General features: G+C 65.5%; 28 protein-coding genes. 7 read left to right on the top strand and 21 right to left on the bottom strand.

Annotated elements, in window-relative coordinates; genetic code table 11:
- Positions 1-503: 503 nt before the first annotated feature.
- The 5 genes from A3840_RS02265 to A3840_RS02245 all read right to left on the bottom strand — a co-directional run bounded on the left by A3840_RS02265 (position 504) and on the right by A3840_RS02245 (position 4,209).
- On the bottom strand, positions 504-1,316 hold the full coding sequence (locus A3840_RS02265; RefSeq protein ID WP_067451198.1) for an exodeoxyribonuclease III: 813 nt from the start codon (positions 1,314-1,316) through the stop codon (positions 504-506).
- A 214-nt stretch (positions 1,317-1,530) separates the two neighbouring features.
- Positions 1,531-2,076 (bottom strand): 50S ribosomal protein L19, encoded by a 546-nt coding sequence (gene rplS, locus A3840_RS02260; RefSeq protein WP_067451195.1) that lies wholly within the window; start codon positions 2,074-2,076, stop codon positions 1,531-1,533.
- Positions 2,077-2,353: 277 nt separating this feature from the next.
- Complete coding sequence (gene trmD / locus A3840_RS02255) at positions 2,354-3,046, bottom strand: tRNA (guanosine(37)-N1)-methyltransferase TrmD (RefSeq protein ID WP_067451192.1); 693 nt, start codon at positions 3,044-3,046, stop codon at positions 2,354-2,356.
- On the bottom strand, positions 3,046-3,585 hold the full coding sequence (rimM, locus tag A3840_RS02250) for a ribosome maturation factor RimM (protein WP_067451190.1): 540 nt from the start codon (positions 3,583-3,585) through the stop codon (positions 3,046-3,048). Before rimM ends, trmD begins: the two co-directional genes overlap by 1 nt.
- A gap of 57 nt (positions 3,586-3,642) precedes the next feature.
- Positions 3,643-4,209: a DUF4893 domain-containing protein gene (locus A3840_RS02245; RefSeq protein ID WP_067451187.1), complete on the bottom strand. Its 567-nt coding sequence runs from the start codon at positions 4,207-4,209 to the stop codon at positions 3,643-3,645.
- 76 nt (positions 4,210-4,285) lie between these two features.
- On the opposite strand from A3840_RS02245, the gene A3840_RS18940 reads away from it, so the two are divergent.
- Positions 4,286-4,585, top strand: coding sequence for a hypothetical protein (locus tag A3840_RS18940; RefSeq protein ID WP_067451183.1), 300 nt, complete (start codon positions 4,286-4,288; stop codon positions 4,583-4,585).
- On the opposite strand, the gene A3840_RS02235 is transcribed toward A3840_RS18940, so the two are convergent.
- The 6 genes from A3840_RS02235 to htpX all read right to left on the bottom strand — a co-directional run bounded on the left by A3840_RS02235 (position 4,582) and on the right by htpX (position 12,437).
- Positions 4,582-5,019 (bottom strand): metallopeptidase family protein, encoded by a 438-nt coding sequence (locus tag A3840_RS02235; RefSeq protein ID WP_067451234.1) that lies wholly within the window; start codon positions 5,017-5,019, stop codon positions 4,582-4,584. The genes A3840_RS18940 and A3840_RS02235 overlap by 4 nt on opposite strands.
- Before the next feature lie 139 nt (positions 5,020-5,158).
- Positions 5,159-6,565 (bottom strand): 3-isopropylmalate dehydratase large subunit, encoded by a 1,407-nt coding sequence (gene leuC / locus A3840_RS02230; RefSeq protein ID WP_067451232.1) that lies wholly within the window; start codon positions 6,563-6,565, stop codon positions 5,159-5,161.
- A gap of 230 nt (positions 6,566-6,795) precedes the next feature.
- Positions 6,796-8,379 (bottom strand): bifunctional phosphoribosylaminoimidazolecarboxamide formyltransferase/IMP cyclohydrolase, encoded by a 1,584-nt coding sequence (gene purH / locus A3840_RS02225; RefSeq protein ID WP_067451177.1) that lies wholly within the window; start codon positions 8,377-8,379, stop codon positions 6,796-6,798.
- 72 nt (positions 8,380-8,451) lie between these two features.
- On the bottom strand, positions 8,452-10,059 hold the full coding sequence (locus A3840_RS02220; RefSeq protein ID WP_131798225.1) for a heparinase II/III family protein: 1,608 nt from the start codon (positions 10,057-10,059) through the stop codon (positions 8,452-8,454).
- Positions 10,060-10,142: 83 nt separating this feature from the next.
- The gene (locus tag A3840_RS02215; protein ID WP_082903586.1) at positions 10,143-11,444 is read right to left on the bottom strand and encodes an RsmB/NOP family class I SAM-dependent RNA methyltransferase; all 1,302 of its coding nucleotides are present in this window, start codon (positions 11,442-11,444) and stop codon (positions 10,143-10,145) included.
- A gap of 9 nt (positions 11,445-11,453) precedes the next feature.
- Positions 11,454-12,437, bottom strand: coding sequence for a zinc metalloprotease HtpX (gene htpX / locus A3840_RS02210; RefSeq protein ID WP_082903585.1), 984 nt, complete (start codon positions 12,435-12,437; stop codon positions 11,454-11,456).
- A gap of 97 nt (positions 12,438-12,534) precedes the next feature.
- On the opposite strand from htpX, the gene A3840_RS02205 reads away from it, so the two are divergent.
- The gene (locus A3840_RS02205) at positions 12,535-12,741 is read left to right on the top strand and encodes a DUF1674 domain-containing protein (RefSeq protein WP_067451226.1); all 207 of its coding nucleotides are present in this window, start codon (positions 12,535-12,537) and stop codon (positions 12,739-12,741) included.
- Positions 12,742-12,934: 193 nt separating this feature from the next.
- Here the strand turns inward: A3840_RS02205 and A3840_RS02200 are convergent, their stop codons facing one another.
- The 7 genes from A3840_RS02200 to ccmA form a co-directional block, all read right to left on the bottom strand.
- A complete protein-coding gene (locus tag A3840_RS02200; RefSeq protein WP_067451223.1) occupies positions 12,935-13,402 on the bottom strand; it encodes an SRPBCC domain-containing protein in 468 nt (155 codons plus the stop codon).
- Positions 13,403-13,464: 62 nt separating this feature from the next.
- A complete protein-coding gene (locus A3840_RS19250) occupies positions 13,465-13,608 on the bottom strand; it encodes a Flp family type IVb pilin (RefSeq protein WP_109442263.1) in 144 nt (47 codons plus the stop codon).
- A gap of 70 nt (positions 13,609-13,678) precedes the next feature.
- Positions 13,679-14,212, bottom strand: coding sequence for a DsbE family thiol:disulfide interchange protein (locus A3840_RS02195; protein ID WP_067451172.1), 534 nt, complete (start codon positions 14,210-14,212; stop codon positions 13,679-13,681).
- A complete protein-coding gene (locus tag A3840_RS19245; RefSeq protein WP_109442262.1) occupies positions 14,212-14,358 on the bottom strand; it encodes a heme exporter protein CcmD in 147 nt (48 codons plus the stop codon). The genes A3840_RS02195 and A3840_RS19245 overlap by 1 nt, the downstream gene beginning before the upstream one ends.
- Complete coding sequence (locus A3840_RS02190) at positions 14,355-15,116, bottom strand: heme ABC transporter permease (protein WP_067451168.1); 762 nt, start codon at positions 15,114-15,116, stop codon at positions 14,355-14,357. Before A3840_RS02190 ends, A3840_RS19245 begins: the two co-directional genes overlap by 4 nt.
- Before the next feature lie 140 nt (positions 15,117-15,256).
- Complete coding sequence (ccmB, locus tag A3840_RS02185) at positions 15,257-15,922, bottom strand: heme exporter protein CcmB (protein WP_067451166.1); 666 nt, start codon at positions 15,920-15,922, stop codon at positions 15,257-15,259.
- Positions 15,919-16,545, bottom strand: coding sequence for a heme ABC exporter ATP-binding protein CcmA (gene ccmA / locus A3840_RS02180; protein ID WP_245676531.1), 627 nt, complete (start codon positions 16,543-16,545; stop codon positions 15,919-15,921). The genes ccmB and ccmA overlap by 4 nt, the downstream gene beginning before the upstream one ends.
- Before the next feature lie 153 nt (positions 16,546-16,698).
- Between ccmA and acnA the strand changes: the two genes are divergently transcribed.
- The 3 genes from acnA to A3840_RS02165 all read left to right on the top strand — a co-directional run bounded on the left by acnA (position 16,699) and on the right by A3840_RS02165 (position 20,994).
- Positions 16,699-19,452 carry an aconitate hydratase AcnA gene (acnA, locus tag A3840_RS02175; RefSeq protein WP_067451162.1) on the top strand — a complete coding sequence of 918 codons (2,754 nt, stop codon included), beginning with the start codon at positions 16,699-16,701 and terminating at the stop codon, positions 19,450-19,452.
- Between the two features lie 137 nt (positions 19,453-19,589).
- Positions 19,590-20,333, top strand: a complete 744-nt coding sequence (locus A3840_RS02170) for a DUF1223 domain-containing protein (RefSeq protein ID WP_067451159.1) — start codon at positions 19,590-19,592, stop codon at positions 20,331-20,333.
- Positions 20,334-20,613: 280 nt separating this feature from the next.
- On the top strand, positions 20,614-20,994 hold the full coding sequence (locus A3840_RS02165) for a DUF2794 domain-containing protein (protein WP_245676530.1): 381 nt from the start codon (positions 20,614-20,616) through the stop codon (positions 20,992-20,994).
- Positions 20,995-21,191: 197 nt separating this feature from the next.
- Here the strand turns inward: A3840_RS02165 and A3840_RS02160 are convergent, their stop codons facing one another.
- The 3 genes from A3840_RS02160 to A3840_RS02150 all read right to left on the bottom strand — a co-directional run bounded on the left by A3840_RS02160 (position 21,192) and on the right by A3840_RS02150 (position 23,035).
- Complete coding sequence (locus tag A3840_RS02160) at positions 21,192-21,665, bottom strand: P-loop nucleotide/nucleoside kinase family protein (RefSeq protein ID WP_067451156.1); 474 nt, start codon at positions 21,663-21,665, stop codon at positions 21,192-21,194.
- 5 nt (positions 21,666-21,670) lie between these two features.
- On the bottom strand, positions 21,671-22,168 hold the full coding sequence (locus A3840_RS02155; protein WP_067451153.1) for a GNAT family N-acetyltransferase: 498 nt from the start codon (positions 22,166-22,168) through the stop codon (positions 21,671-21,673).
- A 96-nt stretch (positions 22,169-22,264) separates the two neighbouring features.
- Entirely contained in the window at positions 22,265-23,035 is a 771-nt protein-coding gene (locus A3840_RS02150) for a Bax inhibitor-1/YccA family protein (protein ID WP_067451149.1), read from the bottom strand.
- A 206-nt stretch (positions 23,036-23,241) separates the two neighbouring features.
- On the opposite strand from A3840_RS02150, the gene thpR reads away from it, so the two are divergent.
- Positions 23,242-23,781, top strand: coding sequence for an RNA 2',3'-cyclic phosphodiesterase (gene thpR / locus A3840_RS02145; protein ID WP_067451215.1), 540 nt, complete (start codon positions 23,242-23,244; stop codon positions 23,779-23,781).
- A gap of 201 nt (positions 23,782-23,982) precedes the next feature.
- On the top strand, positions 23,983-24,504 hold the full coding sequence (locus A3840_RS02140) for an invasion associated locus B family protein (RefSeq protein ID WP_131798224.1): 522 nt from the start codon (positions 23,983-23,985) through the stop codon (positions 24,502-24,504).
- The last annotated feature ends 23 nt before the right edge of the window (positions 24,505-24,527 follow it).

Genomic DNA, 24,527 nt, shown 5'->3' with positions numbered 1-24,527 from the left:
AGAGCTATGCTCGAATGGCTGGCTGGGGTGGGGGACGGGTGGCAGGGTGCCGAGGCACCGGTGCGTGGGAGCACCCCCTCCTAGCTTCGCTAGGCCTTACGGCCAAGCTGCGCTACCTCCCCCGTCAAGGGGGAGGTGGGGGGCGGTGCCTAGGGCAGCTCCCCGCCATTCGCGCGTTGCGCTCATGGCCTTCTCGCCTCAAATCTCTCCGCCGGAGAGATTTGCCCTGCGGGACGGCTCGAAGCCCGTCAAGGGGGAGGTGAGGGTTCGGCGTTTGCCGTATGATCACGCCACCCATCGCTCGTCACCCTCGGGCTTGACCCGAGGGCGTTCAGGATTTGAACCGGCGCCATGGTGCGTGTGGTGGTTCGGCCCGGGGGCAGCGCGGCGCGTGGGGAAGCTTCGGTGAGACCCCTCGGGTCGGGCCCGAGGGTGACGAATTGTGGGGGTGGAGGTTGGGCGAATATCGTCCGGCAAGCGCGATGTGACACCCCCTGCCGAGATTATGGCCGGGCGAAGCGGGCGATGACGGGGACGTGGTCGCTGGGTTTGTCGGTCCAGCCGCGGGCGGGGCGGATGATTTCGGCGCCGATGGAGCGCTCGGCGATGTCGGCGGTGGACCAGATATGGTCGAGCCGGCGGCCCTTGTCGGAATTGTCCCAATCGGGGCTGCGATAACTCCACCAGGAATAGAGCTTGGTATCGTGGGGCACGTGCTTGCGCACCAGGTCCACCCAGCCATGGCCGCCGGTGAGCAGGGCGTTGAGGGCCTCGGTCTCGACCGGGGTATGGCTGACGACCTTGAGGAGCTGCTTGTGGCTCCAGACGTCGTTCTCATGCGGCGCGATGTTGAAATCGCCGGCAATGAGATGGCCGCGCTGGAAGGCCGGATCGCCGAACCAGGTCTTGAGCTCGTCGAGAAAGCCCAGCTTGTGCTTGAATTTGGGATTGATCAGCGGATCGGGCTCGTCGCCGCCGGCGGGAATGTAGAAATTGTGCAGGGTGAAGGGGCCGTGGCCGAGATCGACCAGGGCCGAGATGTGCCGGGATTCGGGGATTTCGCAGAAGACGCGACTGGAAATGTCGGTCAGCGGGAATTTCGACAGGATGGCGACCCCATGATAGCCCTTCTGCCCATGCACGGCCTGGTGCGGATAGCCGGCCTCGATGAAGGCATTGGTGGGGAATTGGTCATTGGTGCATTTGATCTCCTGCAGCATCAGCACGTCGGGCTGATATTGCGCGAGGAAATCGAGCACCATGCCCAGGCGCAGGCGAACCGAATTGATGTTCCAGGTGACGACGGAAAGGGTCATGGCGTAGTCCGGGTGAATCGCATGGGACGGGCAGGCCTGTTATCGCCAAGGCGGGGCCGGGGGTAAAGCCGGAAATGGCGCCGGTGCGACAGGGCGTGGCAGGAGGCTGGCGCCATGCCGGCGGACCGTTTCACGTGAATCGCTACTGGCGGTCATGGCCAATAAAAAGCCCGGCGCACGGGCCGGGCTTTTCCGATCAATTCTGGCGCCGAGCTTATTCGCTCTTGGCCTCGCCTTCGGCGGCAGCGGCCTGTTCGGCAGCGGCGGCCGCGGCTTCAGCGTCCTTGGCAGCCTGTGCGGCGGCAAAGGCCTCGGCAGCGGCGATCTTTTCGGCTTCGCGGGCTTCGCGCGCGGCCTGGGCGGCTTCGCGCTCGCCGGCCTCGATCTTGCGGGTGCGGGCGCTGGTCGATTCGAAAATACGAGCCGACTTGCCGCGACGATCACGCAGGTAATAGAGCTTGGCGCGACGGACCTTACCGCGCTTGATCACTTCCACCGAAGCGACATTGGGCGAATAGATCGGGAAGACGCGTTCCACGCCTTCGCCATAGGAAATCTTGCGGACGGTGAAGCTTTCCATGATGCCGCCGCCGGAGCGGGCGATCACGACGCCTTCATAGGCCTGCAGGCGTTCCTTGTCGCCTTCGCGGATCTTGACCCAGACCTTGACGGTGTCGCCATGGGTGAATTCGGGGAGTTCGCGCTTTGCGGCCAGCGCGGCGACCTGCTCGGCTTCGAGCTGTTCGATAATATTGCTCATTTTCGATCCGTTCGATCTTTTCGTGGGAGCGACTCTTTTCGGGTCTTTCGACCCCGTCGCCCGGTCTTGGTTGGTAACGGAAGGGCAGTCTTCTTGGTCTTGCCGCGCGCCGGTCCGAAACGCCGGCCACGCGAATGGGCGGCTCATAGGCGAAAACGGGGGAAGAGTCCAGTGTTTTGGGCCGCGAAAGCCCGCGGATTCCGTCAAGACCTCGTGGTGAGCCTGTCGAACCAGGAGGTTGCAGCCCTTGCGGTCCCGACCTCGTCCTTCGACAGGCTCAGGATGAGGTCTTCGGAAGCAGCAGATCCGGCCGGCGCGCCCGGGTCAGGGCCAGCGATTGCTCATGGCGCCACCTGGCGATCCTGGCATGGTCGCCCGAAACCAGCACGGCGGGGATGTCGCGGCCCTCGAAACTCTGCGGGCGGGTGAAATGCGGATATTCGAGCAGGCCGTTCTCGAAGCTTTCCTCGTCGCGGCTGTCCGGCGCGCCGAGGACGCCGGGGATCAGCCGCACCACCGCCTCCAGCAGCACCATGGCGGCGACTTCGCCGCCGGCCAGGACATAATCGCCGATGGAGATTTCCTCGAGCCCGCGGGCATCGATGACGCGCTGGTCCACGCCCTCGAAGCGCCCGCAGACGATGACGGCGCCCGGACCCATGGCCAGCTCGCGCGCCCTGGCCTGGGTCAGCGGCGCGCCGCGCGGCGACATGAGAATGCGGGGCCGGGGATCGCCGGAGGGGGCGATGGCATCGATGGCCCGGGCCAGGATATCGGGCTTGAGCACCATGCCGGCGCCGCCGCCGGCCGGCGTGTCGTCCACGGTGCGGTGCCGGTCCTGGGCGAAATCGCGCAATTGATGGGCGCCCAGGCGCCAGAGCCCGTCATTGAGGCCGCGACCGAGCACCGAGGCGCCGAGCGGGCCGGGAAAGAGTTCGGGAAAGAGGGTGACGATATCGGCGGAAAACATCAATCCGGCTCTTCCTCGCCCGGCTCGGCATCGAGGGGCGGGGCGATGGTGAGATAGCCTTCGTGGACGCGGATTTCCGGCACCACCGCCTTGGTGAAGGGGAAGAGGAAGGTATCGCCGGAGCGGGGATCGCGCACCTCGATGAGATCGCCGGCGCCGTAATTGGGCAGCGCGATCACCGCGCCGATGCTGGCGCCGGTTTCGACCAGGCGGGCATCGAGGCCGATGAGGTCGGCATGGTAGAAATCGTCCTCGTCCCCGGTTTCGGGCAGGCTGTCGCGGGCGACGAACAGGGAGACGCCGTTGAGCGCTTCGGCCTGGTTGCGGTCGCGGATGCCCTTGAGCCGGGCGACGAGCACGTTCTTGTTGAGCCGGGCCGTCTCGATGACGATGGTGAGGCCGGGCCGGTCGGTGGCCAGGGGCCCATAGGTGGCGATGGCTTCGGGGTCCTGGGTATGGGAGGCGATCCGCACTTCGCCCTTGATGCCATGGGCGGCGCCGATCGTGCCGAGAAGGATGAGATTGGTCTTTTCTGTCATGGCCGCTTCCAGACGTGTCCGGCGCTCCTTAGCAGGCCGCGCCGGCAACGCAAATGCTCAGCGTTTCGGAACGAGCTCGATCACGTCGTGATTGGACTCGAAATGGGGCCGGGGCAATTCGAGGCGATAGCGCGGGCCGCTCCCATTATCGGGCACGCCATAGAGGCAGCCGACCTGGTTGCGCTCCGGATCGGCATCATAGGCGAGGGGGGCCTCGTCGTCGTAATTGAGGGCGCCCCGGTAAAAGAGCGCCGTGCCGGCCGGCATAAGGCTGCCCGAAAAGCGCTGCGAGCCGGTCTGCTTGTCGATGCGGGTGCCGTTGCCGGAAATGGTGCAGTCGAAAGCGGAGTAGACGGTCAGCGGCAAGAGGCCGCCCAGCTTGATGGTGCGGCAGCGATAATCGCCGTCGGGAATGGCTTGAAGCGGGGCGTCGCCGGCGGATTCGGCGACCAGGGCTTCGGCCAGGCCCTGGCTGCGCGCGCCCCAGAAATCGCGCATCCGCTCTTGGTCGGCGGGGTTGAGCCCGGCCGTTTTCGGCATGGTGCAGGCCAGGGCCGAGAGCGGCTGCAGGGCGAGCAATCCGGCCAGGGCCAGGGCGGCGAAGGGGCGGGAACGAACGGACATGGATGGCTCCTCGTGGCGGCAACGGAACCTTGCACGGCAATTGTGCTTTCTCAAGGACACGATAACGGAGCCTGCCATGTCCCAGATTCTCACCGACCGCGACGCCATCCGCCAATGGGTCATTGCCCGGGGCGGCAATCCGGTGCTGATGGATGTGCCCGAGGGCAGCAAGACGCGCACGGTGCTGCAATTGTCCTTCGGGCAGGACATCCTCAATGCCGACAATAACGAGGGGCCCGACCGGCTGGGCGGCTTTCAGCTGGTGAGCTGGGAGGAATGGTTCGCCGCGCTCGAAAATGGCGGGCTGGCGCTGATGGTGTCCGACGACCCGGCGGGCGGCAACGAGGCCGAGTTCAGCTTCGTGGACAGGGACTAATGCCCTTCTTCGGCGTCGGCGGCGGCCTCGATGGCCTCCATGTCGTCGTCGGAAAAGCCGAAATGGTGGCCGAGTTCGTGGATCAGCACATGGGTGACGATCTCGCCCAGCGTGTTGTCGTCGTGCTCGGCCCAGTAATCGAGAATGGCGCGGCGATAGAGGAAGACGGTATTGGGCAATTGCCCGGTCTGGGGCACGGCGCCGTCCTCGGTCAGCCCGATGCCGTGGAACAGCCCCATCAATTCGAAGGGGCTTTCCATGCCGAAGCCTTCGAGCACGTCATCCTCGGCGAATTCGGCGACCGAGCAGGTGACATCGGCCGCCAGCGATTTGAAGGGCTCGGGCAGATTGGCCAGGGCGTCGATCGCCATGGCCTCGAAATCGTCGAGACTGGGGGCGTAGCGGTCGTGCCAGCCGTTGTCTGAATGGCCCATCCAAAGCGTCTCCATACCATCGTCATTGCCCGGCTTGTCCGGGCAATCCATGTCTCCGCGAGCGCTGAAGGATGGATCACCGGGTCCTCGGGTCAAGCCCGAGGATGGCCCGGTGATGACGATCAATCCAGGGCAGCCCTCACTGCCACTCGCGGATATCGACGAAATGGCCGGCAATGGCGGCGGCCGCGGCCATGGCGGGGGAGACCAGATGGGTGCGGCCCTTGAAGCCCTGGCGGCCCTCGAAATTGCGGTTGGAGGTCGAGGCGCAGCGTTCCTGCGGCTTGAGCTTGTCCGGGTTCATGGCCAGGCACATCGAGCAGCCGGGCTCGCGCCATTCGAAGCCGGCATCCTTGAAGATGACGTCCAGGCCTTCCTGTTCCGCCTGTGCCTTGACCAGGCCGGAGCCGGGCACGACCATGGCCGAGACATGGCCGGCGACCTTGCGGTCCTTGACGATGGCGGCGGCGGCGCGCAGATCCTCGATGCGGCCATTGGTGCAGGAGCCGATGAAGATCTTGTCGAGCTTGATGTCGGTGATCGGGGTGCCGGGCTTGAGGCCCATATAGTCCAGGGCCCGCCACTTAGAGGCGCGCTTGGTCTCGTCGGCGATCTCGTCGGGATTGGGCACCACGCCCTGCACCGAGATGACGTCCTCGGGCGAGGAGCCCCAGGAGACGATGGGCGGCAGCTTGGCGGCGTCGAGCACAACGACCTTGTCGTAATGAGCGCCCTCATCGGTATGCAGGGTCTTCCAATAATCGAGCGCCATGTCCCAGGCCTGGCCCTTGGGCGCGCGGGGACGATCCTTGACATAGGCGAAGGTCTTTTCGTCCGGGGCGATCAGGCCGGCGCGGGCGCCGCCCTCGATGGTCATGTTGCAGACCGTCATGCGGCCTTCCATGGAGAGCGAGCGGATGGCTTCACCGGCGAATTCGATCACGTGGCCGGTGCCGCCGGCCGTGCCGATCTCCCCGATGATGGCGAGGATGATGTCCTTGGCGGTGACGCCTTCGGGCAATTGGCCATCGACACGCACCAGCATGTTCTTGGCCTTCTGCTGGATCAGCGTCTGGGTCGCCAGGACGTGTTCCACCTCGGAGGTGCCGATGCCGTGGGCCAGCGCGCCGAAGGCGCCGTGGGTCGAGGTATGGCTGTCGCCGCACACGATGGTCATGCCGGGCAGGGTGAAGCCCTGTTCCGGACCCACGATATGCACGATGCCCTGCCGGACGTCGAAGGGGTCGTAATATTCGATGCCGAAATGCTTGGTGTTCTCTGCCAGGGCCGCGATCTGGATGGCGCTTTCCGGATCGGGATTGGGCAGGGAACGGTCGGTCGTAGGGACATTATGGTCCACCACGGCCAGGGTGCGCTCGGGATGGCGGACCTTGCGATTGTTCAGGCGCAGGCCTTCGAAGGCCTGGGGCGAGGTCACTTCGTGCACCAGGTGCCGGTCGATATAGAGAAGGCTCGTCCCGTCCTCGTTGTTCTGGACCAGATGGTCGTCCCAGATCTTGTCGTAGAGCGTGCGGGCCTTGGTCATTTCCATATTTCCGAGCAGGAATGAAGTTTGGATCGGTTCTAATGCGAAGCCGGGCCGGGGGTCAAGCATAACCGTACTCTCGGGTACGGTTATGGCCGGCGCCAAGTCAGCGCAGATCGTCACCACCCGGTTTATCCGGGTGGTCCATACGGGACCAAGCGAAGATGGATTGCCGGGACAAGCCCGGCAATGACGACGGCGGGAAGGATCGAGCAGCAGGATAGAACGGGCTAATGCCGGAAATGGCGCATGCCGGTCATCACCATGGCGATGCCGGCCGCGTCGGCGGCGGCGATCACTTCGTCGTCGCGCACCGAGCCGCCCGGCTGGATCACGGCGGTGGCGCCGGCGGCGACCAGGGCTTCGAGTCCGTCGGCAAAGGGGAAGAAGGCGTCGGAAGCGACGACCGAACCCTGGGTCAGCGCGCCCTCGATCCCGGCGGCCGCGGCGGCGTCGATCGACTTGCGATGGGCGACGCGGGCGGAATCCACGCGCGACATCTGCCCGGCGCCGATACCGGCGGTGGCGCCGTCCTTGACATAGATGATGGCGTTGGACTTGACGTGTTTTGCCACTTTCGCCGCCAGCTTCAGGTCGATCAGTTCCTGTTCGGTGGGCTGGCGTCTGGTGACCACCTTGAGGTCGCAATCATCGACATTGCGATTGTCGCGGCCCTGGACCAGGAGGCCCCCGGCGACCGATTTGACCATGAGGCCGTCGGCCTTGGGATCGGCGACGCCGCCGGTGAGCAAGAGGCGCAGGTTCTTCTTGGCGGCGATGATGTCCTGGGCTTCCGGCGTGGCGGAGGGGGCGACGATCACCTCGGTGAAGACCTTGACGATCTCGGTGGCCGTTGCGGCGTCGATTTCGCGATTGGTGGCGACGATGCCGCCAAAGGCCGAGACCGGATCGGTGCGCAAAGCCTTCAGATAGGCAGTCTTCAAGTCGCCGGCCACGGCGACGCCGCAGGGATTGGCATGCTTGATGATGGCGACGGCGGCCGTTTCGGCGGGGTCGAATTCGCTGACCAGCTCGAAGGCGGCGTCGGTATCGTTGATATTGTTGTAGGAGAGCGTCTTGCCCTGCACCTGGTTGGCGGTGGCGACGCCCGGGCGATCCTCGCCGTTCTTGTAGAAGGCGGCCCATTGATGCGGGTTCTCGCCATAGCGCATGACTTCGCTCAGCGTGCCGGCAAAGCTGCGCCAGGGGACGTCCTGGAAATCGATCTCCCTGGCGAACCAGGCGGAGATAAAGCTGTCATAGGCGGCGGTGCGGGCATAGGCCTTGGCGGCGAGCTTCTGGCGCAGTTCGAAGGGAATGCCGCCGGCCTTGATAGCCTCGAGGATCGCCGGATAATCGGCGGGATCGACCACGATGGTCACGAAAGCATGGTTCTTGGCGGCGGAGCGGACCATGGCGGGGCCGCCGATATCGATATTCTCGATGATCTCGTCATAGGAAGCGCCGGAGGCGACGGTCTTCTCGAAGGGGTAGAGATTGACCGCGACCAGGTCGATAGGGCCGATCCCGTGTTCGTCCATCGACGCCGTGTGGGCGGGATTGTCGCGGACGGCGAGCAGGCCTCCATGGACCTTGGGATGGAGGGTCTTGACCCGGCCATCCATCATTTCGGGAAAGCCGGTGAGGTCGGAAATCTCGCGCACCGGCAGGCCGGCCTCGGAAATCAGCCGATGGGTGCCGCCGGTGGAAACCAGGTCCACGCCGGCTTCGGCGAGCCCCCTGGCGAATTCGGTCATCCCCGATTTGTCGAAAACCGAAAGCAGTGCGCGCCCGACCTGTACCGTCTTGCCCATGGGGAATGTCTCGCCGTCAATTGAGGAGGATTTCGCCGGCTCGCTAACACGAAGCGCCGCAAAGGCCAATCGCTATTGCTGTTCCAGCGTGAAAATCCAGGCGATCTCGGCACCGGGCGTGACCTCGGTTTCGAGCACGAGCTGGCGGGTGCGGTGGAAGCCGAGATAGGAGGATTGGCGCACGCTGTCCTCCTCGTGGAAATCGGCGCCTTCCCAGAGAAAGCTCCAGATCGTGCCATTGGGCAGGATCAGCCGCGCCATGCCCTCGCCGCCGGCATGCCGCACCATGATGCCGGGGGCCAGGTGGAAGCGGATGGCCAGCCGGCCGCTGGGCGCCTCGCCCCGGGCCAGGATGCAATCCTGCCCCACCAGGGTCGTGCCGTCCGAGAGCAGGGTCAGCCGCCGTTCGATCTCGGCCTGGAAGCCACTGGCATAGGCGGCGCTGGTCATGGCCAGCATGTGCTCGGCCCCATCCAGCTCCACCGGCGGCAGGCCCCTGGTCTTCGGCACGGCGTCTTCCGCGTCCAGCGTGGGCGCCGAATGGGCGATGCCCTGGCGGAAGAGCGCGCGGCTTTCCGGCATGTCGGACGGCGCGGGGCCGCAGGAGCCGACGATCAATTCGCTGCCATGGGCGAATTCGAAGGCCAGGGCGCTGGCATGCATCTCGGCCTCGAAGCCGGGCGGCGGGCGCAGGCCGGTATCGGCGATGACGACGCTGTCGCCGGCGCGCACGATGCCATAGCCGCCCAGAAGCCGCGAATGGCGCGAGGCGGTGGGGCCATTGGCCTGGACCGCGACCAGGATATCGTGCGGCACCTGTCCGCAGCCGTTGAAATAGACGGGCTCGCCGCTCGACAGCGTCAGGGCGTCCAGCGCCTCGTGCATGCGGTCGATGCGGTTGGACAATTCCGCCATGACCGGGCTGCCATGCCGGCCCAAAGCGCGCTTGAGGCTGGTCAGTTCGGTCAGAAGCGCCAATTGCAGGCGCGGATTGCGCGACAGGTGCAGCCCGTCATGGTCGAGCTGCCTGGCCAGGACCGCATCGAGTCGGGCCACGGCATTGTCGATATCGGGCAGGTCGGCGACATTGCACAATTCGGCGCCGAGCAGGCCGATGGCGGCGAAAAGCGTTTCCACGGGATCGGCGGCCAGGGCCCCGCGCACGCGCAGGCTCTGCACCTGGGTGCCCAGGCTGCGCTGGATGGTGCGGGCCTGGTCGGGCGTGGCGCCGTCGAGCAGCAGGGCCAGGTGGCGCAGCCAGTTGAGCACGCGCTGCGATGTCAGCGTCAGGGTCCAGCTGTCATGCTCGAACTGGCCTTCGCGGCCGATCCAGTCGAGCACCAGGGTGCGGGCGAAGAGCCGTTCGCCGGGATCGCGGACATCGCGAAAATGCCGGAGCCAGGAAAAGGCATGCAGATTGTTCCACCAATCGGGGTGGTCGGCATCGATGGAGAAGGGCGAGGCGCCGCCGGTCTCGAACAGCTTGGAGGCCAGCAGATAGCGGCCCGACATCATCTCGCGCACCGCCTCGCGGTCGGCGGGGCGGAAATCGGGCAGGTCGCCGGCAAAGGCGATGTCGCCCTGGCCCCGCCAGGTCCAGCGCAGCAGCGGCAGGGTGACCAATTGGTCGGCAAGGCCCAAAGCCAGTTGCCGGCCGGTTTCTAGCAACCGCCCGTTCACTGTCCTTGTCCCGCCTGGCGCGCTGTGTCAGCCAATCTCACTCGTCCTTGCCGCCGGCTTGGGCGACGCACTTCACGCTTTGTTTACCGCGTTCGGCGGAATCGCGCCACGAAGAACCCGTCCATGCCCGCATTTCCCTGGCCGGGGGTGATGCCGGGATGGGTGCGGACCAGGCCGCGCGGGGTCACGATTTCCGGCAAATCGGCCAGTTCTTCGGGCCTTATGGGAAAAAGCTCCAGCCCGGGCAAGGCGTCGAGCGCCCAATCCACCTGCAATTCGCCTTCCTCGGGTTCCAGCGAGCAGGTGCAATAGATCAGCGTCCCGCCCGCCTTCAGGCAGCGGAAGGCATTGGCCAGGAGCGCCTGTTGAAGGCGGACGCGGCCGGCAATGTCGCCGGCCGAGCGGTGCCAGAGCACTTCGGGATGGCGGCGGAACGTGCCGGTGGCCGAGCAGGGCGCATCGAGCAGCACGGCATCGAAAAGGGCGAGCGGCGCATAATTGGCGGCGTCGGCCTCGACCAGTTCGGGATCGTAGCCGAGGCGCTCCATATTGGCGCGCAGCCGGGCCAGCCGGCTGGGGTCATTGTCGAGCGCGGTCACCCGGTGGCCGGCCTTGGTCAATTGCGCCGTCTTGCCGCCGGGGGCGGCGCAGAGATCGAGCACGGCGCCGGCCTCGGGCAGGGCCAGCAGGCGCGCAGGAAGGGCGGAAGCGGCGTCCTGCACCCAGAAACGCCCCTCCGCGTAGCCGGGCAGGGCGTCCACCGGCCGGTCGCGCTGTTCCAGGCGCACCGTATCGGCGATCAGCCTTTCGGCGCCCAGGGCCTCGACCAGGCCGGGATCGTCGTCGCGCAGGGTGAGATCGAGCGGGGCGCCCTCGATCAGGGCATTGGCGAAGCGGGACAGGGCCTCGGCGCCATAGAGATCGCTCCAGCGCTTGCGCACCGGTTCGGGCAGGACCAGGCTCTCATCCATCAGGCCATAGCGGGCGGAATTGGACTGGGCCTTGCGCAGCACGGCGTTCATCAGCCCGGCGAGATGGCGGGCCTTGTTGTCGCGCTTGATGGCCTCGACGGCGAGGAACAGGGCGGAATGGGCGCCCAGATCGGGCAGGAACACCAATTGCGCCAGCGACAGGCGCAGCACGGCCTCGAAGGAACCCGAGCGCGACGGCAGGCCCTTTTCGAGCAATTCGGCCAGTATCACGTCGATCTGGCCATGGCGGCGCAGCGCAGTGTTGATCAGCCGATTGGCCAGGGCCCGGTCGCGGCCATCCGGCAGGTCGGCGGCGTCGAGCGGGACGAAATGGTCGCCGCCCAGCACGGCGCGGAGCCGTTGGGCGGCAATGAGGCGGAGTTTCAGGCCCGCAGGATCGGGTTTATGCGCCACGGTTCGATTCTATCCCCAGGGACCGCGCGCACCGCCATCGTCTTCGGTGCGCCCCACGGTCGGCACGCGCCAGCCGCCGCCGATATCGCGGCCGCTGGAGGCGGGCCGGGGACGGGGCTGGGAATGGCGCTCCTTATCGTCCACGCTCATCTCGGCTGCAAGCCTTTGCAGCGCCGCGATGCGGTTGCCGGTATCGGGATGGGTGGAAAAGAGATTGTCCATCCGGGCGCCGTTGAGGGGATTGACGATATACATATGCGCCATGGCCGGGTTGCGCTCGGCCGCGACATTGACCTGCCGGCCGGCCAGGCTGGCGATCTTGTTGAGCGCCGAGGCCAGGGCCAGCGGATCGCCGGAAATCGCGGCGCCGTCCTTGTCGGCCTCGTATTCGCGGGTGCGGCTCACCGCCATCTGCACGATCATGGCGGCCAGCGGCGCCAGGAACACCATGAGCAGCGCGCCGATGCCGCCCAGCGGATTGTCGCGATTATTGCCGCCGCCGAAGAACAGGCCGAACTGGGCCAGGGCCGAAATGGCGCCGGCCAGCGTTGCGGTGATGGTCATGGTCAGGGTGTCGCGGTTCTTGATATGGGCCAGTTCGTGCGCGACCACGCCCGCCACTTCGCGGGTTTCGAGCTGGCGCAGCAGGCCCGAGGAGACGGCTACGGCGGCATTGTTCGGGTCGCGGCCGGTGGCGAAGGCATTGGGCTGATCGGTCTCGATGACATAGACCGCGGGCGTCGGAATGCCGGCGCGCTGGGCCAGCACGTCCACCATGTCATAGAGCTCGGGTGCGCGGGAGCGCTCCACCGGGACGGCATTCTGCATGCGCAGCACCATCTTGTCGGAATTCCAATAGGCGAAGAGATTGGTCATTGCGGCGAAGGCCAGCGCGATCATCATGCCGCCGGTGCCGCCGATGAAATAGCCCACCACCATGAAGAGCGCGGTCATGCCCGCAAGCAGGACAAAGGTGCGGAAGGCATTGAACATGGGTCGAACCCCTTGGGTTGGATCTTTCGAGCAACTATGTTGTGTGTCTGCCGGTTCCGTGCAAGCGGAAGCGCATAATGTCACCCCGGATGTGGAAATGAGCGAGCAGCAGACCGAGAGCGAAACGCGGCCAGCGCGGGTATTGTCGCCCGCAGCACGGCGGGCCCTGGCGGAAGCCGAGGCGCGGCGGCTCGAGATCGACGCCGCCACGGCCATGGCGCCCAAGGAAAAGGGCGGCCGCGGCGGGCTCGAGCCGGGCCGCTACGGCGATTGGGAGATCAAGGGTCTCACCAGCGATTTCTAGATCGTTCATCCAACCCAATCGGGTGGGGATGGTGCGGCTTGCGCGACAGGGCCGGTTCTTTGCCCCCTCCCCCTTGAGGGGAGGGCCGGGGTGGGGGGCGTTCAGTGATCCGCTGATGGACCCCCACCCTCATTCCCTCCCCTCAAGGGGGAGGGAGGCGATGGAGCCGCGATTCCAGCTCAATGGGACCGCCCTAGCGCTGTTCGCCTTCGACATAGCGCGCCAGGTTTTCCAGCGACGAGGCCAGGCCCTCGGCATGATCCGCCGCGCTGATGCCCGCGGGCACGTTTTCGGCGCGGATGGTCACCAGCGTGCCTTCCGGCCGGCTTTCCAGCAGCCAGTTCATCACCATGGTGCCGGAAAAGAGCGGGTCGTCGGAGACGAAATCCACCGCCTGGGAGACCAGGGCGCCGGGCACCAGGTCGAGATAGCGCATTTCGGCGATGTCGGCATTGTCCCCGCTCTTGCCGGCAATGGCCGCGTCCTCATAGCGCAGCATCATCTTGTAATGGCCGCCGGGGCGCGCGTCGAATTCCAGCATCTGTCCGCTCATGCCGGTGGGCGGCAGCCAGGCCACCAGGGCCTCGGCGCTGGTCATGGCGTCATAGACGGCTTCCGGGCTGGCCTCGATGAGGCGGTGGGCTTGATCGATGCGGGCCATGATGATCTCCTTGGCCCCAGCATGAAGCAGAAGCGCCACGGGGCCAAGGCCGGGACGGCGGATCAGCCCAGAATATCGGTGATATTATAGCCGGCGGCGGAGACGGCAAAGGTGGTGGCCACGGTGATGATCGCGGCGATCAGGCCATATTCGACCAGGCTGATCCCGGTTTCGTCGGAGGCGAATTTTTTCAGCAAACGCAACATATAGGCTCTTCTGCACCGCGAATTTGGCGACAAAATGCGCGTCCAAAGCTGAATGAAAGCTGAACGCGGTTCAGGAGCGCAAGGCGGCGATGGCTGGCTTGAGTTCGGTCTCGATGGCGCGGGGGGTGAGCGGGCCCACATGCTTGTAGACGATCACCCCATTGGCATCGACCAGGAAGGTTTCGGGCACGCCATAGACGCCCCAGTCGATGGAGACGCGCCGGTCGCGGTCGGCGCCGATCGCGTCATAGGGATTGCCCAGCTCGGCCAGGAAGGCGCGGGCATTTTCGGGCGCGTCGGAATGATTGATGCCGTACATGCGGATAGCAGTTTCGGCCTTGAGGCTTTCGAGCAGCGGATGCTCGTCCCGGCAGGGAATGCACCAGGAGGCGAAGACATTGACCAGGCTGGGCTCGCCCAGGAGGGCGGCATTGTCGAAGCCGGGCACGTCCATGCCCTCCACCGCGGCAAGGGTGAATTGGGGGGCCGGCTTGTCGATCAGCACCGACCGCACTAGGCCCGCATCGCGATCGATGGAAAAGGCGAAGACGCCGACCAGGGCCGCGAGGAGCACAAGCGGCAGGGCGAAGAACAGATAACGCATCAGCGGCGCCGGTCCCCGAGTTCCTCCAGCCGGCGGGTGGTCCGGCGGCTGTCGAAGACGGCCCAGAGGCTCAGGCCGGCAATGCCGGCAAAGACGCCGATATAGGCGGCGGCGATGAAAGTGGCGTGCTGTCCCAGTTCGATCATGCTCCGGTCTCCCGCGCGGCCTTGCGCTCCAGCGTGATCACCCGGCGCCGGCGCACCTCGGTGCGCATGGTCACCACCTGCAGGGTGATGAACAGGAAGGTGAAGGCGAAGAACATGATAAAAAGCGGGATGAGCAGAGAGGGCGGCATGGTCGGCCCGTCGGCGCGGAAGACGCTGGCCGGCTGGTGCAGGGTCGACCACCAATCCACCGAGAACTTGATGATGGGCACATTGACCGCGCCCACCAGGGTGAAGACGGCGATGACGCGGGCGGCGCGGAGCTGGTCGTCGAAGGCGCGCCAGAGCGCGATGATGCCGAGATAGATGAACAGCAGGACCAGAGTGGAGGTCATGCGCCCATCCCATTCCCAGAACGTGCCCCAGGTGGGCCTTCCCCACATCGAGCCGGTGAACAGGGCCATGGCGGTGAAGGCGGCGCCGAGCGGGGCAGCGGCCTTCATCGACACATCGGCCATGGGATGGCGCCAGACCAGGGTGCCGAGGGCGGAAACGGCCATGGCGCCATAGACGAACTGGCTGAGCCAGGCGCTGGGCACATGCACATACATGATGCGCACCGTATCGCCCATCTGGTAATCGGCCGGCGAATTGAAGAAGGCGAAATAGAGCCCGAGCGCGAAGAGCAGCGCGGTGAGGATGATCAGCGGCCAGACGAGATAGCCGGTCCAGGCCAAGAACTGGCCGGGATGGGCGAGCCGGTCCCACCAGCGCATTTTGGGGGTCGTGTCGATGGTCATGCCGCTCGATAGCTTGTTCTTGTCACAGCTCGATCCTGCATCGCTGTGTCATCCCCGCGCAAGCGGGGACCTCCGTTTCGGCCTGGTCAAACAGGGCTTCCCGCTTGCGCGGGAATGTCCCGGTGAATGGGAATGGGGCTCTACTCTTCTCCCCAGTCTATCGCAAAAGCGGCGGCGAAGGGAGAGAGTGCGCAGGCCATGAGACTGAGTGCCGCAAGCAGGAGCAGCGCCGCCCCCGCCTGGTCGGGACCGCCCAGGGGCGATATGGCCCCCACCCCGAAGATCAGCACCGGCACGCAGAGCGGGGCGATGAGGATGGGGGCGAGCAGCCCGCCCCGCCGGATCGCCACGGTTACGGCGGCGCCGAATGTGCCGAAGGCGGCGAGGGCCGGCGTGCCCAGGAGCAGCGAGAGCAGGGTGCGCCAGAACGTCTGCGGGTCCATGCCCAGGATCAGCGCCAGGAAGGGCGCGGCCAGGATCAGGGGCAGGGCGCTGGTCAGCCAATGGACGATCACTTTGGCGGCCAGGATGGCGGAAAGCGGCAGGTCGGCCAGGCGGTAGAGCGCCAGGGTGCCATCCTCGCGATCGGGCCGGAGCAGGCGATCGAGCCCCATCAGCATGGCGAGGAAAGCGGCGATCCAGACGATGCCGGGCGCGATCCGGGCCAGCAATTCCCTGTCCGGGCCCACGGCGAAGGGCACCAAGGCCCCGGTGATGACGAAGAACAGCACCAGGGTCAGCATGTCGCCGCCTCCCGCCAGGGCCAGGCGCAATTCCCGCCGCAGGATGCCCGAAAAGCCGTTCATGCCGCCTCTCCCAGGGTGAGCACGGACAAATCCGGCACGGCGATGGCGTCATGGGTGGCGATGACGGCCAGGCCGTTCCGGGCGAGATGGTCCGCCAGGAGGCGCGCGAGCAGGGCCTGGCCGGCGGTGTCCAGCGCCGCGCTCGGCTCGTCCAGCAGCCAGAGTGGGCGGCGGGTGACCAGGAGCCGCGCCAGGGCCAGCCGCCTCTGCTGGCCGGCGGAGAGATAGCCGGCATCGAGCCCGGCCGCCCCGGCCAGCCCCACCTCTTCCAAAGCCGCGGCGATGGACAGGCCGGTGCGGCCGTTGAGGCCGGCCCAGAAATCGAGGGTCTGGGCCACGCCCAGCCGGGCGCGCACGCCATTGCGATGGCCGCAATAATGCAGGGCCGGGCCGGCTTCGGCATCGTGTCCGGCATAGCGGATGCTGCCGGCCAGCGGCGGCAGCAGGCCCGCCAGGGTCAGCAGCAGGGTGGACTTGCCGGCGCCATTGGGGCCGCGCAGCAGAAGGCCCTGGCCGGGAGCCAGGGCAATGGCGATATCGGCGGCCAGCGCATGGCCGCCCCGGCCGCAGGCAAGGCCTTCCGCCACGAGGGAAATTTCAGGATAGACTTGCCGTTGCGTCATGGCCCCATCTCGTATTGAACCCATGGTCGTACTGGCAAGGGTGCAAGCGATTGACTATAAGCCGGGGAGATTGGACTCATTCCAGAAAACGCGAATTCCCGGCGGCCCCATCTGCCCGGAAAAACGCGCCAGCAGCAAGAAGGGCGGAGCATCGTGACACAGATAGACAGCTTCAAATCCAAATCGACGCTCAATGTCGGCGGCAAGACCTATACCTATTATTCGATTCCGGAAGCGGAAAAGAATGGCCTGGCCGGCGTTTCCAAGCTCCCCAGCTCCATGAAGGTGGTGCTGGAAAACCTCCTGCGCTTCGAGGACGACCGCACGGTCAAGAAGGAAGACATCAAGGCCATCGCCGAATGGCTGGTGTCCCGCAGCTCGGAATATGAGATCCAGTATCGCCCGGCGCGCGTGTTGATGCAGGACTTTACCGGCGTTCCCGCCGTGGTCGACCTCGCCGCCATGCGCGACGCCACCGCCAAGCTGGGCGCCAATCCGCAGAAGATCAATCCGCTGGTCCCCGTCGACCTGGTCATCGACCATTCGGTGATGGTGGACAGCTTCGGCACGCCGCTGGCCTTCCAGCAGAATGTCGAGCTCGAATATGAGCGCAATGGCGAGCGCTACGAATTCCTGCGCTGGGGCCAGTCGGCCTTCGACAATTTCCGCGTCGTGCCGCCCGGCACCGGCATCTGCCACCAGGTGAACCTCGAATATCTGGCCCAGACCGTCTGGACCAAGGAAGAGAACGGCGAGATCGTCGCCTATCCCGATACGCTGGTGGGTACCGACAGCCACACCACCATGGTCAACGGCATGGCCGTTCTGGGCTGGGGCGTGGGCGGCATCGAGGCCGAGGCGGCCATGCTGGGCCAGCCGGTCACCATGCTGATCCCCGAAGTCGTGGGCTTCAAGCTCACCGGCAAGATCAATGAAGGCATCACCGCCACCGACCTCGTGCTGACCGTCACCGAAATGCTGCGCAAGAAGGGCGTGGTCGGCAAGTTCGTGGAGTTCTACGGGCCGGGCCTGGATTACCTCTCGCTCGAGGACCAGGCGACCATCGCCAATATGGCGCCCGAATATGGCGCCACCTGCGGCTATTTCCCGGTCGATGCCGATACGCTCAAATTCCTGGCCACCACCGGCCGCGATCCCGATCGCGTCGCCCTGGTGGAAGCCTATTCCAAGGCGCAGGGCATGTTCCGCACCTCGGACAGCCCCGATCCGGTCTTCACCGCGACGCTGGAGCTCGACCTCTCTACCGTCGTGCCCTCCCTGTCCGGCCCCAAGCGCCCGCAGGACCGCGTGGCCCTCAAGGACGTCACCCGCGCTTTCGCCGAAGCGCTGCCCGACCTGTCGGGCGGCCGCATCGAGCGCACCCGCCTGCCGGCCGACAAGCAGGAAAGCCGCTATGTGGATGAAGGCGCCACCGGCGTCGACGATATCCCCGAGGAAGCCGCGTTCCCGGTCAATGGCGCCGAATACAAGATCGGCGATGGTTCGGTGGTGATCGCCGCCATCACCTCCTGCACCAATACCTCCAATCCCTCGGTGCTGGTGGCTGCCGGCCTCGTCGCCCGCAAGGCGCGGGCGCTGGGGCTCAATTCCAAGCCCTGGGTCAAGACCTCGCTGGCCCCCGGCTCGCAGGTGGTCACCGATTACCTGACCGCGGCGGGCCTGCAGGACGATCTCGACGCCATCGGCTTCAACCTGGTCGGCTATGGCTGCACCACCTGTATCGGCAATTCCGGCCCCCTGCCGCAGGCCATTTCCGATTGCATCAACGAGAACAAGCTGGTCGCCGCCTCGGTCCTGTCGGGCAACCGCAATTTCGAGGGCCGCGTGAACCCCGACGTGCGCGCCAATTACCTGGCCTCCCCGCCGCTGGTGGTGGCCTATGCGCTGCTCGGTACGCTCAATGTCGATATCACCACCGAGCCGCTGGGCACGGGCAAGGACGGCAAGCCGGTCTATCTCAAGGATATCTGGCCTTCCAATCACGAGATCGCCGAGATCGTACGCAAATATGTCAATGCCGAGATGTTCCGCTCGCGCTATTCGGACGTGTTCAAGGGCGACAAGCACTGGCAGGCCATCGCCGTGGAAGGCGGGGAGACCTATGGGTGGAATTCGTCCTCCACCTATGTGCAGAATCCGCCCTATTTCGAGGACCTGACCATCGAGCCCAAGCCGGTGACCGACGTGGTCTCGGCGCGCGTCCTGGCGCTGTTCCTCGATTCGATCACCACCGACCACATCTCCCCGGCCGGCTCGTTCAAGCCGACCACCCCGGCCGGCCAATATCTCACCGAGCGCCAGGTGGCCCCGAAGGACTTCAATTCCTACGGCGCCCGCCGCGGCAATCACGAGGTGATGATGCGCGGCACCTTCGCCAATATCCGCATCAAGAACATGATGCTGGACGGCGTCGAGGGCGGCTATACCAAGGGGCCCTCGGGCGAGCAGATGCCGATCTATGACGCGGCCATGGCCTATCAGGCCCAGGGCACGCCGCTGGTGATCTTCGCCGGCAAGGAATACGGCACCGGCTCCTCGCGCGACTGGGCGGCCAAGGGCACCAACCTGCTCGGCGTCAAGGCCGTGATCGCGCAGAGCTTCGAGCGCATCCACCGCTCGAACCTGGTCGGCATGGGCGTCGTTCCGCTGCAGTTCAAGGACGGCGACAGCTGGCAGAGCCTGGGCCTGGACGGCACCGAGACCATCGATATTGCCGGCATTGCCGAGATCGAGCCGCGCGCCATGGTCAATGTGAAGATCACCCGCGCCAATGGCGAGGTGCTCGATGTCGAGACCCGCTGCCGCATCGATACCGCCAATGAGCTCGATTATTTCCGCAATGGCGGCATCCTGCATTACGTGCTGCGCAGCCTGGTGGCCGCGTAAGCAGCGTTTACATTGCCGATCTGAGGATGGCGGTCCCGAGGGGCCGCCATTTTCTTTGCGCGCCGGGGCAGAAAATCGGCCTCTCTCACCCGGTTTTGACTAGGCAGGCGGCGGCGCGGCGGCTTAAAACCTTGCCCATGTCCTCCCGCATCGCTCTCGCCTTCATTGCCGGCACTGCCCTTTCCCTTGCTCTGGTGGGGGCGCCCGGTGCCGAGAGCGCGCCGGCCCAGCCGCGCGCGGTGGTGGAGCTCTTTACCAGCCAGGGCTGTTCGCAATGCCCGCCCGCCGATGCGCTGCTGACCAGCCTGGCCGAGCGCGGCGACGTGGTGGCGCTGGCCTATCACGTCGATTACTGGGACTATATCGGCTGGGAAGATACCTTCGCCCATAAGGGCTTTTCCGATCGCCAGCGCGCCTATGCCAAGAGCTGGGGCTCCTCGCGCATCTATACGCCGCAAATGGTGGTGAACGGGGCCGAAGGCGTGGTCGGCTCCAAGCGCGACGCGGTCCAGGATGCGCTGGCCTCGGCGCAATTGCCGCTGGCCGTCGATCTCAGCCCCCAGGGCGACATGCTGGCCGTGCGCGTGCCCGCCGACGAGACCCTGGCCGACGCCAATATCTGGCTGGTGCGCTACATGGTGCGGGCCGATGTCGCGATCGATGCCGGGGAGAATGCCGGCAAGAACATGGTCTATACCCAGGTGGTCACCGACCGGCAGATCCTGGGCATGTGGGAAGCGGAAACCGGCGCCGAGATCAAGCTGCCGCTGGCCGGCCTGCAGGGCGACGCGCCGGGCAATACCGGCCTTGCCGTCCTGGTGCAGAACGAGCGCAACGGCCTGCCCGGGCCGATCCTGGGCGCGGCATTCTACGAATTCTGATCCCCGGACGGCGGATACGAAAAAACCCGCTCCCTGGAGGCAGGAGCGGGTGACTGACTAAGGTCAACTTTTCAGGTCGGGGGCGGCTGGCAATCGGGCGTCATGGTTTGGGGGCTCGGTCGGCCCGATCGCCAGCCACTGGAGGCAATGGTTGAACAATGGCCGGTCAATGGGGCGCCAAAAGGGACAGATAATGGCCGAATTGGGGAATTTCGTCCCCCTTGCCATGCCTGGCGAATGGGCCGATCATGACGGCGCAATGACAAGGCATTGAGGCGGCGTGCAGGGTCCCGCAAACGATCATCGGAAGCTTTCCCTGGTGCATGTGGGCGAACCGCAGGCCCAGCCATCGCGTTCCGCCATGCCCATCGTCGCCTTCGACCGGCGCGAACTGATGCAGATCCTGTCGGTCTATGGCCGCAAGGTGGGGGCAGGGGAATGGCGCGACTACGCCATGGATTTCCTCAAGGACCGGGCGCTGTTCTCCATCTATGCCCGCGTGTCCGAACGCCCGCTTTTCGTGGTGGAGAAGAATCCCAAGCTGCGCAACAAGCAGGGCCAATATATCGTCACCAATCAGCAGGGCCGCATTCTCAAGCGTGGCCATGACCTGGCCCAGGTCCTGCGCGTGCTCGATCCCGACCTTGCCGTCATCGGCTGACCTGACGATACGCCCGGCGCGCAGCTATCTGACTTTTCTGACGCGAACGCTCCCGAAGACCTCATGGTGAGCTTGTCGAACCACGAGGTCGGGCCCGCCGAAGCCCGAGTGCCACGACCTCGCCCTTCGACAGGCTCAGGATGAGGTCTACTGGTGTTTCAGCAGATGCAAAGCGGGTTATCCGATGCGCAAAACGCTCAGGCGGTGAAGCGGCCCGACAATTCCTCTGCATCCGGCGGCTGGAACACTTTTGCCCATTGGCGGAGATTGTCGAGCGGAATGACGAAATGACCGCCGGCGGCGGTGGCATTGCGGGCCGATACGCGCCGCTCGAGCTCGTCGAGCGCGATGTCCTCGTAATGGATTCGGCATTGCGCGCCCATGGCTTCGGCGCGGCGGGCGAAGCTTGCCCGTTCGGCCCGTGTCCAGAAGCCGAAATCGAGGATGACGTCGCCTCCGGCGCCCAGGAAAGCGGTGGCGATTTCCCACATCAGCGCCTCGATTTCACTGTGGCGCCGGTCATGGTCGGGATGATGCATGTCGTCGCTGAACAACCGGTTCTGCCATTCGTCCGGCGTCAGGCGTAGGGCGCCGGTCTCTGCCGCCAGCGCCTTTGCCCGGGTGGTCTTGCCCGAGCCGGGCAGGCCGACCATGAGATGCAGAACGGCCATGTCGCCTAGAGCGTCTTCTGCAGGTGCACGATGTCGTGCCAGCGATCGAACTTGTAGCCGACGCCAGTGTAATAGCCGACCTTGCTGAAGCCGAACTGCTCGTGCAGGCGGATGGAATTGGCGGTGTCGGCGGTGATCACGGCCAGCATCTGGCGGAAGCCGAAGGCCTTGGACTGGAGCAGCAATTCGCTCAGCAGCAGCTTGCCCAGGCCCTTTCCGGTCTCCTCGGGATCGAGATAGATCGAATCCTCGGCCGTGAAGCGATAGGCGGCGCGGGGGCGGTAGAAGCTGGCATAGGCATAGCCCGCCACTTTGCCCGCCCGCTCGGCGATGATCAGCGGATGGCCGAGCTTTTTCAGCCCGGCATATTTTTCGGCGATGGCTTCCTCGCCCGGCGCCTCGGTATCGAAGGTGACGGCACTGTGCTCGACATAATGGCGATAGATCGCGGTGATGGCGGGAATGTCGGACCAGGCAAAGGTGCGGAGCAGGATATCGGACATGGCGTCAGCGCAAAGAAAAGGACCGCAGCTTTGTAGGCTGCGGTCCGGTTTGCCGTCCAACCAAATTGTTTGATCGGACCATCAAGGCTCTTGCTGTTACTCGCGGTTGCCGAACAGGCGCAGCAGCATCATGAAGAGGTTGATGAAGTCGAGATAGAGCGAGAGCGCGCCCATGATGGCGTTCTTGGCCATCACATCGGCACCATAATGCTCGGAATAGCTTTCCTTGATCTTCTGGGTGTCATAGGCGGTCAGGCCCGTGAAGATCAGCACGCCGACCACCGAGATGACGAATTCCATCATCGAGGACTGCATGAAGATGTTCACGATCGAGGCGATGATGATGCCGATCAGGCCCATGAACAGGAAATTGCCCATGCCGGTCAGGTCGCGCTTGGTGGTGTAGCCGTAGAGGCTCATCGCGCCGAACGTGGCGGCGGTGATGAAGAACACCTTGGCGATGGAGGCGCCGGTATAGACCAGGAAGATCGAGGACAGCGACAGGCCCATAATGGCCGCGAAGGCCCAGAACACGCCCTGCGCCGCCGGTACGGACAGCTTGTTGATGCCGAAGCTCAGCACCAGCACGAAGCCGAGCGGCGCCAGCATGACGACCCAGGACAGCGGGCTGCCGAACAGGAGCGTGCCCCACTGGGTGAGGTAGCGGCCGTTCTCGAGCTGGGCCACGGCGGCGGACGGATCGGTGGTGACGGCCGCGGCGGCGGCGAACCAGGCCACCAGGCCGGTGATCACCAGGCCCAGGCCCATGTAATTGTAGACACGCAGCATGTAGCTGCGCAGGCCCTCGTCGATGGCCAAGGCCGAGCCGGCCCGCGCATTGAGGGTCTGACGGTCATATTCAGCCATTCTCAGGTTTCCTTTCCCAATCGAAATTGCGGTCTTGCTACCGCCGGGGGCAATTGGCTCTTGCCACTTGGCACGGAATATGGGGACACAATCATTGATTGACAAGGATAAATGGTCCCCTGCGGCATCGGGACTGGCCCGATAAAATGATTGTGTTAGGGTCGGGGCAGAATCGCGTCGATCATCGCCTCGCCAGGGAGGACGCCATGCCCCGGCTCTTTACCGGCCTTGAAATTCCCCAGGACGTCGCCTTCGCGCTCTCGTTCAAGCGCGGCGGGCTGAGCGGTGCGCGCTGGATCGATCCGGAAAATTATCACATCACGCTGCGCTTCATCGGCGATGTCGATGGGCAGACCGCCGACGAGGTGGCCGACAGCCTCGACCGGCTGGCCAATTCGCTGCGCTTTTCCATCCGCCTCACCCATCTGGGCACCTTTGGCGGCGACAAGCCGCGGGCCCTGTTCGCCGGGGTCGAGCCCTCCGAGGCGCTGAGCCGGCTGCAGGCGGCCCATGAACGGGTGCTGCAACGGGCGGGCCTGCCACCCGAAGGACGCAAATTCGTGCCCCATGTCACCCTGGCGCGGCTGCGCGGCACCGCGGCCGAGGACATGGCCCGCTTCATCGCCGAGGCGGCGCGCTTCGAGCCGCTGACTTTCGTGCCGGCGCGGTTCGTCCTGTTTTCGAGCCGCGATTCGGTCGGCGGCGGGCCCTATCTGGTGGAACAGAGCTATCCGCTGGCGGCGTGAGCGTTAGCGCGGCGTTAACCCTTCGGCCCCAAACGGGGCGCGGAAGCTCCGGCGCCGCCAAATTGCCGCCGCGATTGGCTTCCATTTGAGGCAAATGCTGTCGAATACAGGCGGATTTGACACCTTGGTAACCCTATTCGGGGCATTCTGTGCGGGCAGGACTCCCCCCGAATTGCAGCAAGACAAGAGGAAGAATTGGCGATGACGATGAAAACCGGTGGCCTCTCGATCGGGCTCGCGGTCGCAGCGTTCATGGCTCTGGCGCCGGCCGCGCAGGCGCAGCAGGCCACCGAGCTGGGGACGTTCAATGCCTGGTCGGCCTATACGGCCAGCGATGCCAGTGGACAGCTCTGCTTCATCATCGGTGAACCCACGCGCAGCGAACCCGCGGGGGTCAATCGCGATCCGGTCAAGTTCCTCATCGTGCACCGCAAGGGCATGGGCTCCAAGAACGAGGCCCAGACGCAGATCGGCTATCCCTACAACACCACCGACGCCAAGGCTTCGGTCTCGGTCGATGGCCGCTCCTATACGATGGCGGCGCGCGGCTCGACGGCCTGGCTGGCCTCCTCCGGGGACGAGGCGGGGTTCGTCCAGGCCTTCAAGGCCGGCAACCAGATGGTGGTGCGCGGCACCAGCCAGCGCGGCACCGATACGGTGGATACCTATTCGCTGTCCGGGGCCACCGCGGCCATGAACGCCATCGACGCGGCCTGCCAGTAAAGGCTTGCCCCGCGCGCCGGAAA

This window comes from Devosia elaeis, from assembly GCF_001650025.1.
In the GTDB taxonomy this organism is placed as follows: Bacteria; Pseudomonadota; Alphaproteobacteria; order Rhizobiales; family Devosiaceae; genus Devosia; species Devosia elaeis.
Note: the sequence above shows the minus strand (reverse complement) of the source record. Positions and strands in the feature narration are given on the sequence as shown.